General features: G+C 30.4%; 14 protein-coding genes and 5 tRNA genes. 4 read left to right on the top strand and 15 right to left on the bottom strand.

What is annotated here, in order from left to right; genetic code table 11:
* Positions 1-4 precede the first annotated feature (4 nt).
* The 4 genes from FVE77_RS01685 (at position 5) to FVE77_RS01670 (ending at position 2,419) form a co-directional block, all read left to right on the top strand.
* On the top strand, positions 5-511 hold the full coding sequence (locus FVE77_RS01685; RefSeq protein WP_051254435.1) for a siphovirus Gp157 family protein: 507 nt from the start codon (positions 5-7) through the stop codon (positions 509-511).
* A gap of 50 nt (positions 512-561) precedes the next feature.
* A complete protein-coding gene (locus tag FVE77_RS01680) occupies positions 562-804 on the top strand; it encodes a hypothetical protein (RefSeq protein WP_026745262.1) in 243 nt (80 codons plus the stop codon).
* Positions 783-992 (top strand): hypothetical protein, encoded by a 210-nt coding sequence (locus tag FVE77_RS01675; RefSeq protein WP_026745261.1) that lies wholly within the window; start codon positions 783-785, stop codon positions 990-992. The genes FVE77_RS01680 and FVE77_RS01675 overlap by 22 nt, the downstream gene beginning before the upstream one ends.
* Positions 993-1,063: 71 nt before the next feature.
* Positions 1,064-2,419, top strand: coding sequence for a recombinase family protein (locus tag FVE77_RS01670; RefSeq protein ID WP_026745260.1), 1,356 nt, complete (start codon positions 1,064-1,066; stop codon positions 2,417-2,419).
* 24 nt (positions 2,420-2,443) lie between these two features.
* Here the strand turns inward: FVE77_RS01670 and FVE77_RS01665 are convergent.
* The 15 genes from FVE77_RS01665 to FVE77_RS01595 form a co-directional block, all read right to left on the bottom strand.
* Positions 2,444-2,527 (bottom strand) — tRNA-Leu (locus tag FVE77_RS01665).
* Positions 2,528-2,551: 24 nt separating this feature from the next.
* Positions 2,552-2,627 (bottom strand) — tRNA-Lys (locus tag FVE77_RS01660).
* A 7-nt stretch (positions 2,628-2,634) separates the two neighbouring features.
* A tRNA-His gene (locus tag FVE77_RS01655) sits at positions 2,635-2,710 on the bottom strand.
* Positions 2,711-2,746: 36 nt separating this feature from the next.
* Positions 2,747-2,822: transfer RNA gene (locus FVE77_RS01650), tRNA-Gly, on the bottom strand.
* Positions 2,823-2,833: 11 nt separating this feature from the next.
* Positions 2,834-2,910, bottom strand: a tRNA-Pro gene (locus tag FVE77_RS01645).
* A gap of 194 nt (positions 2,911-3,104) precedes the next feature.
* Complete coding sequence (locus tag FVE77_RS01640) at positions 3,105-3,386, bottom strand: cupin domain-containing protein (protein ID WP_026745259.1); 282 nt, start codon at positions 3,384-3,386, stop codon at positions 3,105-3,107.
* A 24-nt stretch (positions 3,387-3,410) separates the two neighbouring features.
* Positions 3,411-4,655: a transcription termination factor Rho gene (gene rho, locus FVE77_RS01635; RefSeq protein WP_036087473.1), complete on the bottom strand. Its 1,245-nt coding sequence runs from the start codon at positions 4,653-4,655 to the stop codon at positions 3,411-3,413.
* A 213-nt stretch (positions 4,656-4,868) separates the two neighbouring features.
* Complete coding sequence (miaB, locus tag FVE77_RS01630) at positions 4,869-6,197, bottom strand: tRNA (N6-isopentenyl adenosine(37)-C2)-methylthiotransferase MiaB (protein ID WP_026745257.1); 1,329 nt, start codon at positions 6,195-6,197, stop codon at positions 4,869-4,871.
* Positions 6,198-6,796: 599 nt separating this feature from the next.
* Positions 6,797-7,735 (bottom strand): branched-chain amino acid transaminase, encoded by a 939-nt coding sequence (locus tag FVE77_RS01625; RefSeq protein ID WP_006805774.1) that lies wholly within the window; start codon positions 7,733-7,735, stop codon positions 6,797-6,799.
* A gap of 169 nt (positions 7,736-7,904) precedes the next feature.
* A complete protein-coding gene (locus FVE77_RS01620; protein ID WP_026745256.1) occupies positions 7,905-9,707 on the bottom strand; it encodes a S1 RNA-binding domain-containing protein in 1,803 nt (600 codons plus the stop codon).
* A gap of 65 nt (positions 9,708-9,772) precedes the next feature.
* Entirely contained in the window at positions 9,773-10,066 is a 294-nt protein-coding gene (locus FVE77_RS01615) for an HPr family phosphocarrier protein (protein ID WP_026745255.1), read from the bottom strand.
* Positions 10,067-10,288: 222 nt separating this feature from the next.
* Positions 10,289-11,392, bottom strand: a complete 1,104-nt coding sequence (locus FVE77_RS01610) for an OmpA family protein (protein ID WP_026745254.1) — start codon at positions 11,390-11,392, stop codon at positions 10,289-10,291.
* A 359-nt stretch (positions 11,393-11,751) separates the two neighbouring features.
* Positions 11,752-13,788: a glycine--tRNA ligase subunit beta gene (glyS, locus tag FVE77_RS01605; protein WP_026745253.1), complete on the bottom strand. Its 2,037-nt coding sequence runs from the start codon at positions 13,786-13,788 to the stop codon at positions 11,752-11,754.
* Positions 13,789-13,847: 59 nt separating this feature from the next.
* Positions 13,848-14,378 (bottom strand): hypothetical protein, encoded by a 531-nt coding sequence (locus FVE77_RS01600; RefSeq protein WP_026745252.1) that lies wholly within the window; start codon positions 14,376-14,378, stop codon positions 13,848-13,850.
* Positions 14,375-15,652, bottom strand: coding sequence for an AAA family ATPase (locus tag FVE77_RS01595; RefSeq protein WP_026745251.1), 1,278 nt, complete (start codon positions 15,650-15,652; stop codon positions 14,375-14,377). The genes FVE77_RS01600 and FVE77_RS01595 overlap by 4 nt, the downstream gene beginning before the upstream one ends.
* Positions 15,653-15,654: the final 2 nt, after the last annotated feature.

Below are 15,654 nucleotides of genomic sequence, written 5' to 3'. Positions count from 1 at the left end.
CAAAATGAATAATTTGAGTTTAATAAAATACGAATTAAAAGAAATAAATAATATAATAAATTTTTTGGATAACCAAAATAATGAATTGGACGAACAAACAATAAATGATACAAAAGAAAGTGTTTCATTGCTATTAGAAGAAAAATCGGACCAACTGGAATTACTATTGAAAGATTTAGAATTAAAAGCAGAAAAATGCAAAGAAATTGCTGATTTCTATACTAAAAAAGCAAAACAAGCAAGCGAAAGAAAAAAAGCACTAAAAAGTTTAATCTTAGAAGCCATGCAAGGATTGGATGTTAAGAGAATAGAAACTGAAACAGGTACATTTACAATTAAAAATAACAATCCATCTTTAGTGATTGACGACAAAAGTTTAATACCAGCAAAATTTGTAACTATGATTCAGAGCGATAAAATAGAAAAAGAAGAAATCAAAAAAGCAATTAAGAACGGAGAAGAAATTGCTGGAGTACATTTGGAGACTTCGCAAAGTTTACTTGTAAGATAAAAGAGAGGATTAATTGAGGGTACTTTTTGTAACAAACAGGAGGAGAACAAATGAGCAAATACAAGGTAGGATTTTATGCAAACAGCAATGCAAATGCTTTCTGTACAAATGCTGAAGTTATAGATTTAGTCGATGATTACGGCTATACAGAAAAAGAGGCGGAAGAAATAATAAATGATGAAGAAAAGTTAGAAAAAGAATTTGATGTTTGGTTATGGGATACTATAGAAACAGGCTTTCAAGTTCTCAAAACAGGAGAGGAAGTTGAGGATTGGGAAAGAATGGATCAATGATAAAACATGCCGAAATTTACAAAATAAAAATTGAAAATGAAATAAGATTCATAGCAAAAGTGTATATTGACAGAGAAGAAATACAAGAAGAAAGTTTTAGCGGTCCAACTTTTGAAGAGACTGCTAAACACGTTTCAAAAGATTGTGTTATATCGAATTATTTTGATATGACGGAAACGGAGGGATAATGAAAAATAAGGAAGAAATATTAAAACTATTATACAAAATCAAAGCAGAACAGGACAAAAGGAGAGCATAGATGAAAGCCATTATATATGCTAGGGTTAGCACAGAAATGCAGGAAGAGGGGCGTTCACTTGAGTTTCAGATAAGAAAATGCGAAGATTTTTGTAAAATGAGCGGTTACAAATTAAAAGAAGTTATACAGGACGTAGAAAGCGGAGGTAATGATAATCGTGAAGGCTTTCTTAAATTACAACAGGAAATCAAAAAGAAATCATTTGATGTGCTTGTGGTTTACGAGAGTTCTCGTATTTCACGTATAACTTTAACTATGTTAAATTTTGTTTTGGAACTTCAAAAAAGTAATATAAAATTTGTATCTATCTCACAATCTGAAATAAATACAACAACCCCCACCGGTATGTTGTTCTTTCAAATATTTGCTGTGTTAGCAGACTACGAAAGAAAACAAATATCAATGAGGGTAAAGTCAAATAAATGGGCTAGAGCCAAAGCAGGAATATGGCAAGGTGGAAATATCCCAATTGGCTATAAAAAAGACGAACATAATAATATTGTAATAGATCCTGAAACTTCTGAAGATGTAATAAGTATTTTTAATACATACTTAAATACTAAAAGTATTTCTGAAACAGCAAGTATATTTAATAGAAATATTTCATCTATTAAATGGATTCTACAAAATGAGTTTTATATCGGCAATCTTATGTATGGTAGAAAAGAAAATAATATTAATACTGGAGAAGTTAAGATAAACAAGGAAATAACAATATTTAAGGGAAATCACCAAGCATTAATAAGTGAAGATCTATTCAGAGAAGTGCAGCGGCAAATGTTATTCAAGCAACGTGTAATACGTAAAGAAGGCAAATTTTTATTCACAGGCATACTGGAATGTACCTGTGGTGGAAAAATGTTTAAAAACAGCGTTAATTACAGATGTGATAAATGTAAAAAGGCAATATCCATGAATAAAGCCGAAAAGTTTATAATACGTAAATTATTGAATTTGAAAGAATTAGAGTTTTTAAACGAAAAGCCTAATTTAGAAAAGTATAAAAGAGATAGAGAAAATATAGACAAGCAAATCAAAAAAATAGATAGAGAAAGAACTAAGTATTTAGAATTATTTACTAAAGAATTGATAAATGAATTTGAATTAAATGATAAACTTGAGGAACTGAAAAATAGAAAACGAGTATTTGAAGATTCCTTGAATGATATTGATAGAATAATAAAAGATAAAACAATAAGTGAAGAAAAATTGGACAATATAAAAATCTTAAAAGAAGTGTTAGAAAATATGGATGAAACAGATAGATATAATTTATTCTTGATGTTCAGAATGCTAATAAAAAGGGTGAAAATAAAAAAATATCAACCTTTAGAAGTGCTGATATTACTGAACTAATCCACTATTTTATGTGGGGTTTTATGGTGCGAAAGGTGGGACTCGAACCCACATGTCGAAGACGCTAGATCCTAAGTCTAGTGCGTATACCAATTTCGCCACTCTCGCAAATCTATTATTTAATTATCATAGTGGTGAGCCATACTGGGATCGAACCAGTGACACCTTGATTAAAAGTCAAGTGCTCTACCGACTGAGCTAATGGCTCGCAGTTATGGGGTGACCGACGGGACTTGAACCCGCGACAACCAGTGCCACAAACTGGCGCTCTACCAACTGAACTACGGTCACCATATATTTATAACCAAATTGTTCTTATAAATAAAATGGAGCGGGAGACGAGGGTCGAACTCGCGACATTCAGCTTGGAAGGCTGACGCTCTACCAACTGAGCTACTCCCGCAAAATCTATAATGGTCGGTGTAGTAGGATTTGAACCTACGACCCCCTGCTCCCAAGGCAGGTGCGCTACCGAGCTGCGCTATACACCGTTCTAAAGAATATCTTCAATTTTTCAAATACTCTCAGACAAGAAATATAATATCATAAATCAGAATGAATGTCAACACTTTTTTCTGATAATTTCAATTTTTCTTGATTTTTTTTACTAAAATACCATTTTTCCATTATTTTTAGTATATTTCAACTAAATAAGGGCATAAAAAATTATACCCTCATTATATAATTATTTTTTTATCAATGTTACACTAACTTCAGAATCTTCCAAAGCACTTCCATTAATAAAGTTTATTCCGTCAAAATGTAAAATATCTCCTGGTACTAAAACATGTTTTTCAGTTTCATTCAGGTACATTTCCATTTTTCCTTTTAGAACGGTAAAAACAATTTCCTCATCTTCATGATTGTGCTTAGCAATTTTCTCATCTTTTTTCAAAATTTTCTTTACCAATTTAAAATTTCCCTTGTTAAACAGCAATCCTGCTTCATTTTTTACATTTCCAAACATCTTTTTCTCCTTAATAATTTATTTTTATTTTCCTTTTTTTACTTTATATAAATCTTCCAACAATTCATCATTATTCTTGTATTTCTTTATTAGTTCAATTAAGTTTCTCATCCCTTCAACTTCTGACATTTCACTTAGTTCTCTTCGCAACTTCCAGATTTTTTCCAGATTTTCTCTTGGAATTAATAATTCTTCACGTCTTGTGCCACTCTTTAATACATCAATTGCAGGAAATATTCTTAATTGTTCAAGTGTTCGGCTTAAAATAATTTCCATATTTCCAGTTCCTTTAAATTCTTCAAAAATTACTTCATCCATTCTGCTTCCAGTTTCAACAAGTGCGGTTGCAATAATCGTAAGGCTCCCGCCATTTTTTATATTTCTTGCGGCACCTAAAAATCTTTTTGGATAATAAAGGGCATTCGGATCAATTCCTCCTGAAATCAATTTTCCACTTGATGGGATTGTTATGTTATACGAACGTGCCAATCTTGTTAAGCTGTCCATTAAAATTAAAATGTTCTTCCCACGTTCCACTTGCCTTTTTGCCATTCGAAGCACATTTTCTGTAACTTCTGTATGCACTCTTGGATCTTCATCAAAAGTCGCGGCATACACTTCCGCATCCTTCACATTTTCCTTAATATCTGTAACTTCTTCCGGTCTTTCATCAATTAGTAAAATCCACACATCAATTTCTGGATTATATTTTATAATATCATTTGCAATTGTAGAAAGGAGTACAGTTTTCCCAGCTTTTGGCGGTGCAACTATAAGCCCTCTCTGACCCTTTCCAATTGGTGAAATTAAGTCAATAATTCTTGAAGAAATTTCTCCGCTTCCCAAATTTAACTTCTCATCTGGATATGATGGCACTAAATCGTCAAAATATGGACGTTCGAGTGATTTTTCAGGCAAATCTCCATTTACTAGCAGTACTTTTAAAATTCCATAATTCTTCTCTGTACCAATTGGTATTCTTAATTCTCCAAATACAATGTCTTCATTTCTCAGGAAAAATCTTTTTATTTGTGACATTGAAACATAAACATCAGGACCAATTGAAGTATTTCTCAAAAATCCATAATTTCCATCTCCAATTACATCCAGTTTCCCAAATCCATAAGTTTTTCCTCTTTCTTCCCCTTTTTTTATCAAAATAGCATTTATAAGTTCATGTTTTGACATTCCTGAAAAATTTTCAATTTTATATTCTTTTGCCATTTTCTTTAGTTTTGTCACATTTTGTGAAAGAATATCCTTTATCATTTCCTCTTCAAGATTCAAATTTTCTGAACTATTTTTTTTCTCTGTTTCTTCTTCTTTTTCAATTTGTTTTTTTTCTTCTAAATTTTCGCTAAGTCCTAAAATTTCCTTTGTTTCCGACGCTTTCGGACGTCCTCTTTTCTTTTTTACAGGTTCAATCTGCTCTTGCTGATTTTTTCCCATCTCGACTTCTATCTTTGTCTCTTTTGTCTTCATTTATTCCTCCACCAACTCTCCATATAATGTCCATGTTTTTGCATCATAAATTCTTGTATTCACAAATTTCCCTTTCAAATCCTTTCTATCGCTCTTAAATAAAACTATTTTATGCGTAGAACTTCTTCCTGTCAACATTTCAGGATTTTTTCTGCTCGGTCCTTCCACAAGCACTTTAACAATTTTTCCAAGATATTTCTGGCTTTCTTCTTTTGCCTTCATATTCTGTAATCTCATAAGCTGCTGCAGTCTCTCATTTTTTATTTGCTCATCGACTTGTTCGCCCATCGTAGCCGCAGGAGTCCCTGTTCTCTTTGAATACATGAACATAAACGCATTTTCAAATCCAACTTCATTCACAACATCCATCGTGTCTTGAAAATCTTCATCTGTTTCCCCTGGAAAACCTACGATAATATCTGTTGTAAGCCCAATATCAGGTACTTTCTCCTTAATTTTTTTAGCAAGTGCAATAAATTCCTCTTTTGTGTATCCTCTGTTCATTGCATCCAAAATTTTTGTAGAACCGGATTGCAGTGGCAGATGCAGCATTCTTGCTATTTTCGGGTTTCTTGCGATTGTATCAATTACTTCATCACTAAAGTCCTTTGGATGTGGCGACACATATTTTATCCAGAAATCTCCTTCTACATTTGCACTTTCCTCCAATAATTCTGCAAAATTATCCTGCCCATTTGCAAAATCGCTTCCATACGAATTTACATTCTGTCCTAAAAATAATATTTCTTTGTATCCCTTTTTTGTGTATTGTTCAACATCGCTAACTATTTCGTTAAGCGGTACAGAACGCTCCATTCCACGTACATAGGGAACTATGCAAAATGTACAGTAATTATTGCATCCATAAGTTATGGAAATTGAAGCTACAATATCATCCCCAAAGTCAGCATCAACCCTTGTTGGCAATTCATCCTCATCATCCACCATGACAATATGTGTTTCTTCCCCAGATTCAATTCTTTCTAAAATATCAGGAATTCTTCCTATATTCTGATTTCCAAGTACCAAGTCCACGTAAGGAGTCTTTTTAATAAATTCATCCCTTACTTCCTGAGCAAGGCATCCTGTAACGCCAATAATCATTTTCCCATCTTTTTCTTCCTTTATTCTTTTCAAATCTCCGAGTTTTCCATACACCTTAACAGCGGCTCCTTCTCTTACTGTACAAGTATTCAAAAACACCAAATCCGTATTTTCAATATCTTCTGTCATCTGGTACCCCATTGTTTGCAGCATTTGTTTCATTTTTGCACTTTCATTTACATTCATCTGACAACCATAAGTTATTATTGTTGCTCTCTTTTCCACTTTTTCCCTCCAAATTTTTGTTCTATTTCTTAAAAGTCTGTGATTTTCTCCCGAACAGTTTTTGAATTGCTTAAATATGATAATTTTTTACCACTTAAATAGCATTTCGATACTATCCAAGTATAAATCTGAATTTTTCAAGTTTATTTTTGCTTATCATAATGGTATCATTTTTATTTTAGAATTTCAAGAAATTTTTATTCTTTTTTTTAATTAATACTTGCTTGATAACCTAAACCTCGCCATTCAAGTAAAATCCAAACAAATTTATCCAAAAAGAGAGATGATTTTAAATAACCATCTCTCTTCCCAAATTTTACATTACTATTTAATTTCCCAAGAAGTTTCAATCTCTTGTCACACCTTGATTCTCTCAATTAAATTAATTAACGTAAAAAATTATATCGAAATTCCATTTTTAATCATATTATTTATAAATTTTCAATAATCTTCTATTATCCCTTCTTCCCTTTCAACTATATTTTACTCCTAATTTATCTTAAATACAAGTTTTTTTTCAAAATAATAAAAGAATTTCCACCAATAATGTAAAAGTACACCTTCAATGCCTTTTTCAAGCATTTCCAGTGTACTTACCTTTATTCTACAATAAATAACCATTCAGAAGACAATTCATGTTCTCCATTGATTACTTTTTCATATTCTGATTTTAACAATTTATGAAATTTACCTGCTTGTGGTTTTGCATTAAAGTCTAACTGCCCAATAGGACGTTTGTCCAATGATTCTGCATAAGTAATTTTCATTGCTGTTCCTGTTACTAGCAGTTCGTCTGCTGTGAATACCATTGATCTGTCGATTTTTCCACGATTTATTTTATATCCATTGTGTTCCAGTAATTCCAATGCCGATCTTACTGTAATCCCTTCAAGAGCCGCGTTTCCAGTGTCAGGGATTATTATTTGCCCTCTGTAAACCAGTATTATATTTGCAACTGACACTTCTACCACGTTTCCAGCGTCATCAAACATTAATGCATCATCATATCCGTTTCTTTGAGCGTCACTTGTCGCAAGGAACGAGTTAATGTATGAACCTCCTGCTTTCGCTTTCGTAGGAATTGCCGAATCATTATATTTTCTATAAGTCGAACTCATTAAGTTCAGTCCACCTTCTGTACTTACATAATCTGCAAGCGGCAGCATGTAAATTGCCAAATCAAAGTCTAATCCTGCTTTTTTAGGCGATAATCTAGGCTCCTTGCAAAATACGAACGGACGCATATAAAAGTCTTCTTTTACATCGTTTTTCTTAACTAACTCTGTAACAATATCCTTAAATTCATCCCAAGTTATAAAATATTCAAATCCTAACATTTTTGACGCATTCATAAGTCTTGTATAATGATCTTGCAATCTGAAAATCGCTACTTTCCCATTTCTGTAATATCCTCTGATTCCACCAAAGCAAGTTGTTCCATATTGTAAACTGTGTGTAGCAATACTAACTGTTGCTTTTTCAAATTCCACTATTTCTTTATCGAAATATGCAAATTTCATAAATTCTGTCTTTGCCATCTAATTTTACCTCCATGTATTTCAGTATTCTAATATTTACTTTTATATTTTAGCACTTTTTTAAAATTATGTAAAATTTATTTTTTATAATTAACTATATATATTATATATATTTAAATGCTAAGATTATAATTCTTTCTTAATTTTATTATATTTTGAATTTGTAAAATTAGACTCCATAAACTTTCATAAGTTCATCCAGCTCTTTTTTCTCTTCCATTTCCTGAACTTTTTTTACAGATAACGCAATTGATTTTCTCTTATCATTAATATCTGTAATTACAGCCTCAACTTTATCTCCAACAGAGAATTTTTCAGAAATATCCTTCAAAAATTCATCTGCCAATTCACGTTTTGGTATAATTCCGTTAAATCTGTCTGTCAATTTAACAAGTACAAAGTTTTCCTGAATTTCCACAATCTCAGTATTTACAATATTCCCTTTCTTATATTGCTCCGTAACTTCCTTCCAAGGCGATTTTTCAAGTTGCTTGATACTTCCAGAAAGTTTCTTGGCAAGTTTATCAATTACAATTACTTTAAATTCCACTTCATCGCCAACCTTGTATTCCTTATGCTCTTTTCTGTCCCATGAAAATTCATTTTTATGAACAAACACTTCTATCCCTTTTTCCAATTCTACAAAAATTCCATAATCCTGAACATTCATGACCTTTCCTTTAAATGCATTATCAAAGTCATAAGTTTCCTCAAGAATTTCCCATCTATCATCAAGCAACGCTTTAGCACTTAGAGTAATTCTATTTTTTTCGTCATTAAAGTCAACTATTTTAAATTTGATTACGTCTCCTGCCTTATATTTTGAAGTTAAATTGGTTTCTCTCTTATATGACAAGTCAGACACATGTAAAAGTCCATCAATATCTTTTTCCAGCGAAATTAACAATCCAAAGTCAAATACTTCTGTTATTGGTTTTTCGATAATATCTCCGATGTGGTATTTTTCCTTAACTGTATCCCAAGGATTTTCTAACAGTTGTTTTACACTTAACTTGACATTTTTCTTTTCATCTTCAATTTGAATAATCTTTGCAGAAAATTTATCCCCTTCCTTGTAGTTTTTAAGCTCCTTAGCTCCATTGTGCCAAGCCAGCTCTGAAACATGTACAAATCCAGAATTTCCGTCAACAGTTACAACTATCCCAAAATCAAGTACATCCTTCACAACTGCCTCAACTACATCTCCTACATTATGGCTTGCCGCAAATGCAACCCAAGGATCTTCTGATAATTGTTTTATGCTTAATTTCAATCTATTTTTTTCAGCATCCTTTTCAATAATTTTAGCACTTATTTCATCACCAATTTTATATTTTTCAGTCAAATTATCCACTTGATTCCAAGAAATTTCAGATATATGGATAAATCCGCTAGTTGCTTCCAAGTCCAGAATAATACCAAAATCAAATACTTCCTTAATTTTACCAGTAACAACATCTCCAATATTTACTTTTTCAAAATATTTTTCTTCTTCAATTTTTATTAAGTCACTTCTTGAAACAGTTATGTTGCTCTTATTTTTTTCCTTTATTAAAAATTTAAATTTTTGTCCTGTATAATCTTTATTTTTGTCGAATCTGGCAAGTGAAAATGGTAGAAATGCTTCATTTTTCCCAATTCTTACAGTGTATCCACCTTTGATTTTCTTTATAATTTCTCCAGTTACAATGTCGTCTACATTAAATGATGCCAGTTCTTTTGCCTTATCCAATAAAAATTTTGAAACAATGATATTGTCTTCATCTTCTCTTAAAACTTTTACTTCAATTTTATCTCCTATTTCAAAATCCTTAACTTCGCTAGCATAAATTCTTCCTTCTTTTTTTGCATTCAAATCAAGAAATCCGAAATCCAGCTCTTTTCTAGTAATCACTCCTTCCACTACATCTCCAGATTTTTTTTCTTCTGGCAAATAATCTTCCAACAATACTTCAAATTCTTTTTCGTTCATTTTGCACTCCAGAACTACTTATATTAGCTAGTTCTTTCTCCCTTCTTTATATTTTGTTTATAAAATTATTTTTCAAAAAATTTATCAATTTCAATCAGTTGTCTTAATTCGTCCAATAGTTTACTTTCTTCATCGCTGTTCTCTCCATTTTCTGAAACAGCCCTAAGTTTTAATTGTTCTCCTTTTGCTGCTCCAAGAGTCATCACTCCAAATACATTTTTTCCGTTAACAACTTCATTTTCTCCAATTTTTTCTATTTCCAATTTCAGGTTGTACCTTTTTGCGATATTGACAATCTGTCCAGCTGGTCTGGCATGAAGCCCCTGCTCGTTCTTTATTTCCACAGTAATTTCTGTCATAGCCCCCCCTTTCATGTTAGTGCTCCTATTAAATTTTACAACAAAGCTTTGACTATAAAGCTAATCTTACGTAAATAATATCATTTATTAAGTTAAAAATCAATGTTTATATAGATTTTTTATGAATTTTTTAATAAAGATAAACTAAAAGTCTTTTAAAATTATATAAAAAGAGAGATATTAAAAATATCTCCCTAATTTATAAAAAATTTTAAATTTCAATTATTTGTTGATAAATCTTACGTTACTGAAATCAACGTTTTGGAAGAATAATTCAACTCTTCTGTTATTGTATCTTCCGTCAACAGTATCATTAGTATCTGCTGGATTGCTTTCTCCTTGTCCAGTGATTGTTCCATAAGAAATTGTGTTTTTCAATCCATATTCTCTCAACAATTTAGCAACGTTTTGTGCTCTGGCTACTGATAATTTTTGGTTGTATGCAGCTGATCCAGTTGAATCTGTATGTCCAACGAAATCAATTGATCCACCATCAGCAAATTGGTTAATTACACCTGCAATAGCTCTTAAGTCAGCAGCTTCACCTTCATTAGGTACTCTACCATCCACTTTAAATCCTCTAATTACACACTTCTTATCATCAACTGAACAGCTAAATGGTAATATAGCTGTATTTGGCTGATCAATGTCTCTTGATGGAGTTGGTGCTGGTGCAGGCACTGGAGTTGGTACAGGCACTGTAACTGTTTGAGTTATGATTTTAGGTGATCTGTCATTTTTCAATTGTCCAAATCTATATCCTAATCTTACTCCTACTGAATCAGAATAATCTCTGTTTCTGTCTCCTGCTACTGTATCTCTAGTTTTGAAGTTAGATCTTTCATATATAGCTTCTAATGAAACTGGTCCGAACTCTGTTCCTAATCCAGCTGCTACATATGGTCCACCTGATACTTTCAAGTCATCTCTTCTAGCTTCTTTTGCTTCTTTAGCAAAGTTATATCCTGCTCTTCCTAATACGTATAGTGCATCATTTCCACTATTAGTTGTAATTAAGTTGAATTTACCTAAAGCGTATACAGGTACACTTCTTGCAATTTTTGTGTTTTCTTTTTTATCTTTTAATTTTCCTGAGTTAGCAGAGAATTTATATTCTGAACCTACTCCCCATTCAAATTCACCTTGGTTGTCAACGATGTATTCTAAACCAGCTACTGGACCTGGTTTTAATCTAAAATCTGAACCATTAACGTCTGAACCAGATTTGTATTTTCTGTAGAAATCATATCCACCTTTAATTTGGACTTCAGATGCTACAGCGTTTAAAGCTAATAAAGCTGTTCCTAAAATTACTAATTTTTTCATTTCAATTCCTCCTGAATGTCATTTTGTTTTTTCTCTAACTTAGTTAGTACTGTTTTCTTCTAATCCTCTTCTAAGATTATACACTATTTTAAGAAAAAAATCAATACTTTAACTTTATAATTAAAAAATATTCTTTAGCCAAAACTTCACGTTTACAAGTATATGATACCATTGTTTTAATAAAAAGTCAATAAAAAAATTCAACTATTTAGATTGTTTTATCCGTTGTATTCAGTACATTTTCAACAAAACAGCTATTTAGATGACTCTTGAGTCATTCATTTTATTTTTTTCCTTTTAAAATAAATTTCAAAAATTATTCTCAAATTTACTGCCAATCGGAAAAAAATAGATAAAAATTAGATATTTATCATTTTATCAATAGAAATTTCTAATTTTTTCAATAATGCAATACGATTTTCTTTCAATTTTTCGTTATCAACATTAATTATTACATTATCAAAAAATTGATTAATCGTAGATGCATTATTTAACAATGTTTCAATATAATTTGAAAATTCTGTATTTTCAATACTTTCCAATTGATTTGCTAAATTATACAATGTCTTTTCTTCTTCCAATTCAAATAAAGTAGTGTCAATATTTAGATTTTCATTTTTTTCATCTTTCACAATATTTTTTACACGTTTCAAAAGATTTATCAAAATTTCAAAATTTTCAGTCTGTGATAATTTCAGAAGTTCAGATAATTTTTTATCAAGTTCCACAATATTACTTTCAAGATTTATCTCATAATTTATAAGATCTTTTTTATATTTTTCTGAAAGCACGTTAATTATTCTTTGTTTAAAGAACTCGGTCACATCTTTTACAACATCTTTTTCCAGCACTTTTTTATCATTTGAAAAAATTTCATAAGCCTTTTCGATTAATTTTTTATAGTCAAAAGATAATTTTGAATTTAATACAACTTGGATAATTCCTTGTGTCGCACGTCTTAATGCGTAAGGGTCTTTAGAGCTTGTCGGTTTTAATCCAACTGAAAAACATCCAATTACTGTATCCATCTTATCAGCTATTCCAGCGATAGAGCCTTCCACAGTTGTTGGCAGTTCATCTCCTTGATAACGTGGCAAGTAATGCTCGAAAATCCCAAGTGCTACATCTTTCTCTTCGCCTTGCTTTTCAGCATAAACAGAACCCATAAATCCTTGCAATTTTGTAAATTCCTTTTCTCCAATTACATTTGAAACAAGATCCGCTTTTGCTAAATCTACAGTTCTTATGATATTTTCCTTCTTATCATTCAAATTTAACTCTGAAATCAGATATTCAGCAATTTTCTCACTTCTTTTGACTTTTTCAAAAATTGTTCCCATATCCTTTTGGAAAGTAACTTCCTTCAGTTTTTCCACATTATCCGCAAATTTATTTTTCAAATCCTCGTCAAAGAAGAATTTCGCATCAGCAAGTCTTGGCTCTACAACCTTTTCATTCCCTTTTTTTACAGTTTCAGAATATTCAGGCGCATTTCTTATAACAATAAATTTATTAGATAATTTACCATCCTTATCTTTTACCGGAAAATATCTTTGATGAGTTTCCAATGTAATCGTGATAATATCTTCAGGAAGTTGCAAATAATCCTTGCTAAATTCACCTTTTATTGCATAAGGATACTCTACCACATTAACCACTTCATCCAATAAATATTTATTGATTATAGCAGTATCTCCATCCTTTTCACCATTTTCCCTTATGCTTTTCAAAATTTCTTCTCTTCTTTTTTCACCATCTACAATAACAAAATTTTCAAGCAATATTTTCTCATAGTCAAGCGGATTATTAATCTTAATGTCCTGAGAAGCAAAATATCTCATTCCACGAGTTTTATTCCCACCTTTTAGCCCTTCAAACTCAAAAGGTAAAATTTCTCCATTATCAAACAAAGTTACAAACCATTTAATCGGTCTTACAAATCTGAATGTTCTGTCAGCCCATTTCATTGACTTTTCAAACTCTATTTTCTTTATCGCATTTTTCAATATTTCAGGTAAAATCTCCTTAGTATTTTTTCCTGCAATAAATTTTTCAATCGAAATATATTTTCCTTTTTCATTTTCAATAATCTTTATATCATCAGTCGTAGCACCTTGCGACTTCACAAACCCTTCTCCAGCTTTCGTAAGCTGTCCTTCCTTATAAGCAATCTCAACCGAAGGCCCTACGCTTTTTTTATCTAAATCATCCTGTTTTTCAGCCAAATCCTTTATAATCGCAGTAACTCTTCTAGGTGTACTAAACGATTCAATGCCTGAAAACTTAATTCTTTCAGCCTTTAATTCATTTTCTATTATTTTTTTCAGATCTTTCTCCGCCTGATCCACATATCGTGCAGGCAATTCTTCCAATCCTATTTCAAAAAGAAAATTCATAATTAATTCTCTCCTTTACAAATTTACATTTTTTTTAACTATTTTTCTAAACAATATTCTTAATTTTCCATATTTTTTACAAATTTTTCCTCAAATTCTTCTTTTGAGTAAGTATGTACTTTATTGAAAAAATAGTTTTCAAACTTTTCTAATCCTAATTTCTCAGTTACAATTTTCATTTTTCCTAAAAATTGTCCTCCGAGTTTTTCATTGTACTTACTATTATACACCAATATATAGTCCATTTCTATTCTTGTATCTTTCAATGTCTTATTAAAAATATCATTAAATATCAAAATGCTATCATAATTTTTTTGCTGTAAATCATACCTTTTAATATTTTTACCATTTTTAAACTCAATAAATACAAATTTATCATTTTTTATAAATAAAACATCGTTTGATTTGATACCTTCACCATTTAATTTCATCATTTTACAATATTTACTTTTCAAATTATCAAAATTAATAACTTCTAATTCAGATTTAACCATGTATTCCTTATTTTCTTTATCCCAAGACGCTTTTTTCATCGTAGTTCTACATTGTTCCAAAATTTCTAAAAAATTTTCTGATATTTTGTTTATCATAATAATTCTTCCTTGTTCATTAAATTTTCAAAAGGAATTGTTAATTGGTAAAAAATATCCTCCAAATTATTAGTCTTGTCAACTAAAATTGCTTGTTCTCCATCCAATTCACTCATATAATATTTACATTTGTCTGATATTTCATACTTTTTTGAATAAACTTGGATAGCTTTGAGAAAGTAAGGACTATGTGTTGTAAGTAAAATATGCATTCCAAATTCTTTTTGTAACAACACAATTAATTCTGCAAATTTTATTTGCCACTCAGGATGTAAATGAATTTCAGGTTCATCTAGAATTATTGTTCCATTTTCCTCTAACAAATTATTTTGAGATAACATTTTTAATATTCCAAAAGACTTTAATCCAGCAGAAAGATTTTTTATATTCAGTTCTTTTGGCTGTCCTTCCCTTTTGTAAACAAAATACCCGTTTCTATCTGCACTGATTGAGCCTTTAAATATTTCATTCAATTTTTTCAAAAATTTTTCAAGTTTTGAATTTAAAATTATTTCCTCTATTATATTTGGATTTTTATCAATCAGCTTATTTTGCAAATGTTCTTTATGATTTGCTAAAATCACATCATTTTCATTATTCCGATTTTTCTTATTTGAGTTTAATTCATCCAGTATAAATGGATCATCCATATAAATAGCCTCATTATCAAGATAAAATTTAGATCCCAGACTTTTTACATCATCATTTTCCACTGCTATTGCCACTCTTTTATTTCTAATTTCCAGTTCAATTTCTCCAGTTGATTTTAAATAAATATTATTGATTTGATTGCTAAATTCATTTCCAATATTTTTAGTCAAAATAAAATTTATAAACGCTTCTTCTGAAATTCTTAGTATTTCCTGTATTTTTTTTATCTGATTTTCAAAATAATCATCGTTTGTTTCATTAATTTCATCTACTTCACTTTTTGTCTTGTTTTCAGCAATAAAATACAAAATATCATTTCTCAGCTTCAAATCATTTTTATCATAAATCGAACTATCTTTAAAAATTTTTTCTATTAATTTTGAAAAATCTGGATAGTCTTCAAATGGATTAGTTGTAATAAGCCTTTGCAAATAATTTTGAATATTTGTCTTTTTTAATTTTATAATTTTTTCATCTAATTTGTAAAAACTGTTAAATACAGAAAATAAAATTTTTCCAACTGTGCTCTTCCCAGTATCATTTTCCCCTGCAATTACAGTTATTCCCTTTATTTCTACTTTTGCATTTTTTAATTTCCCAATATTATTTATACTCAATTTCAAAT

The organism is Leptotrichia hofstadii (genome assembly GCF_007990525.1).
Taxonomy (GTDB): domain Bacteria; phylum Fusobacteriota; class Fusobacteriia; order Fusobacteriales; family Leptotrichiaceae; genus Leptotrichia; species Leptotrichia hofstadii.
The sequence above is the reverse complement of the archived record's forward strand: the minus strand, read 5'-3'. Positions and strand labels throughout refer to the sequence as shown.

Excerpts from the sequence above, each read along its gene's own strand:
- FVE77_RS01685 (WP_051254435.1), top strand. The coding sequence starts at position 5 with ATGAATAATTTGAGTTTAATAAAATACGAATTAAAAGAAATAAATAAT.
- FVE77_RS01680 (WP_026745262.1), top strand. The coding sequence starts at position 562 with ATGAGCAAATACAAGGTAGGATTTTATGCAAACAGCAATGCAAATGCT.
- FVE77_RS01670 (WP_026745260.1), top strand. The coding sequence starts at position 1,064 with ATGAAAGCCATTATATATGCTAGGGTTAGCACAGAAATGCAGGAAGAG.
- FVE77_RS01640 (WP_026745259.1), bottom strand. The coding sequence starts at position 3,386 with ATGTTTGGAAATGTAAAAAATGAAGCAGGATTGCTGTTTAACAAGGGA.
- rho (WP_036087473.1), bottom strand. The coding sequence starts at position 4,655 with ATGATAAAGGATATTCTTTCACAAAATGTGACAAAACTAAAGAAAATG.
- FVE77_RS01625 (WP_006805774.1), bottom strand. The coding sequence starts at position 7,735 with ATGGCAAAGACAGAATTTATGAAATTTGCATATTTCGATAAAGAAATA.
- FVE77_RS01620 (WP_026745256.1), bottom strand. The coding sequence starts at position 9,707 with ATGAACGAAAAAGAATTTGAAGTATTGTTGGAAGATTATTTGCCAGAA.
- FVE77_RS01615 (WP_026745255.1), bottom strand. The coding sequence starts at position 10,066 with ATGACAGAAATTACTGTGGAAATAAAGAACGAGCAGGGGCTTCATGCC.
- FVE77_RS01610 (WP_026745254.1), bottom strand. The coding sequence starts at position 11,392 with ATGAAAAAATTAGTAATTTTAGGAACAGCTTTATTAGCTTTAAACGCT.
- glyS (WP_026745253.1), bottom strand. The coding sequence starts at position 13,788 with ATGAATTTTCTTTTTGAAATAGGATTGGAAGAATTGCCTGCACGATAT.
- FVE77_RS01600 (WP_026745252.1), bottom strand. The coding sequence starts at position 14,378 with ATGATAAACAAAATATCAGAAAATTTTTTAGAAATTTTGGAACAATGT.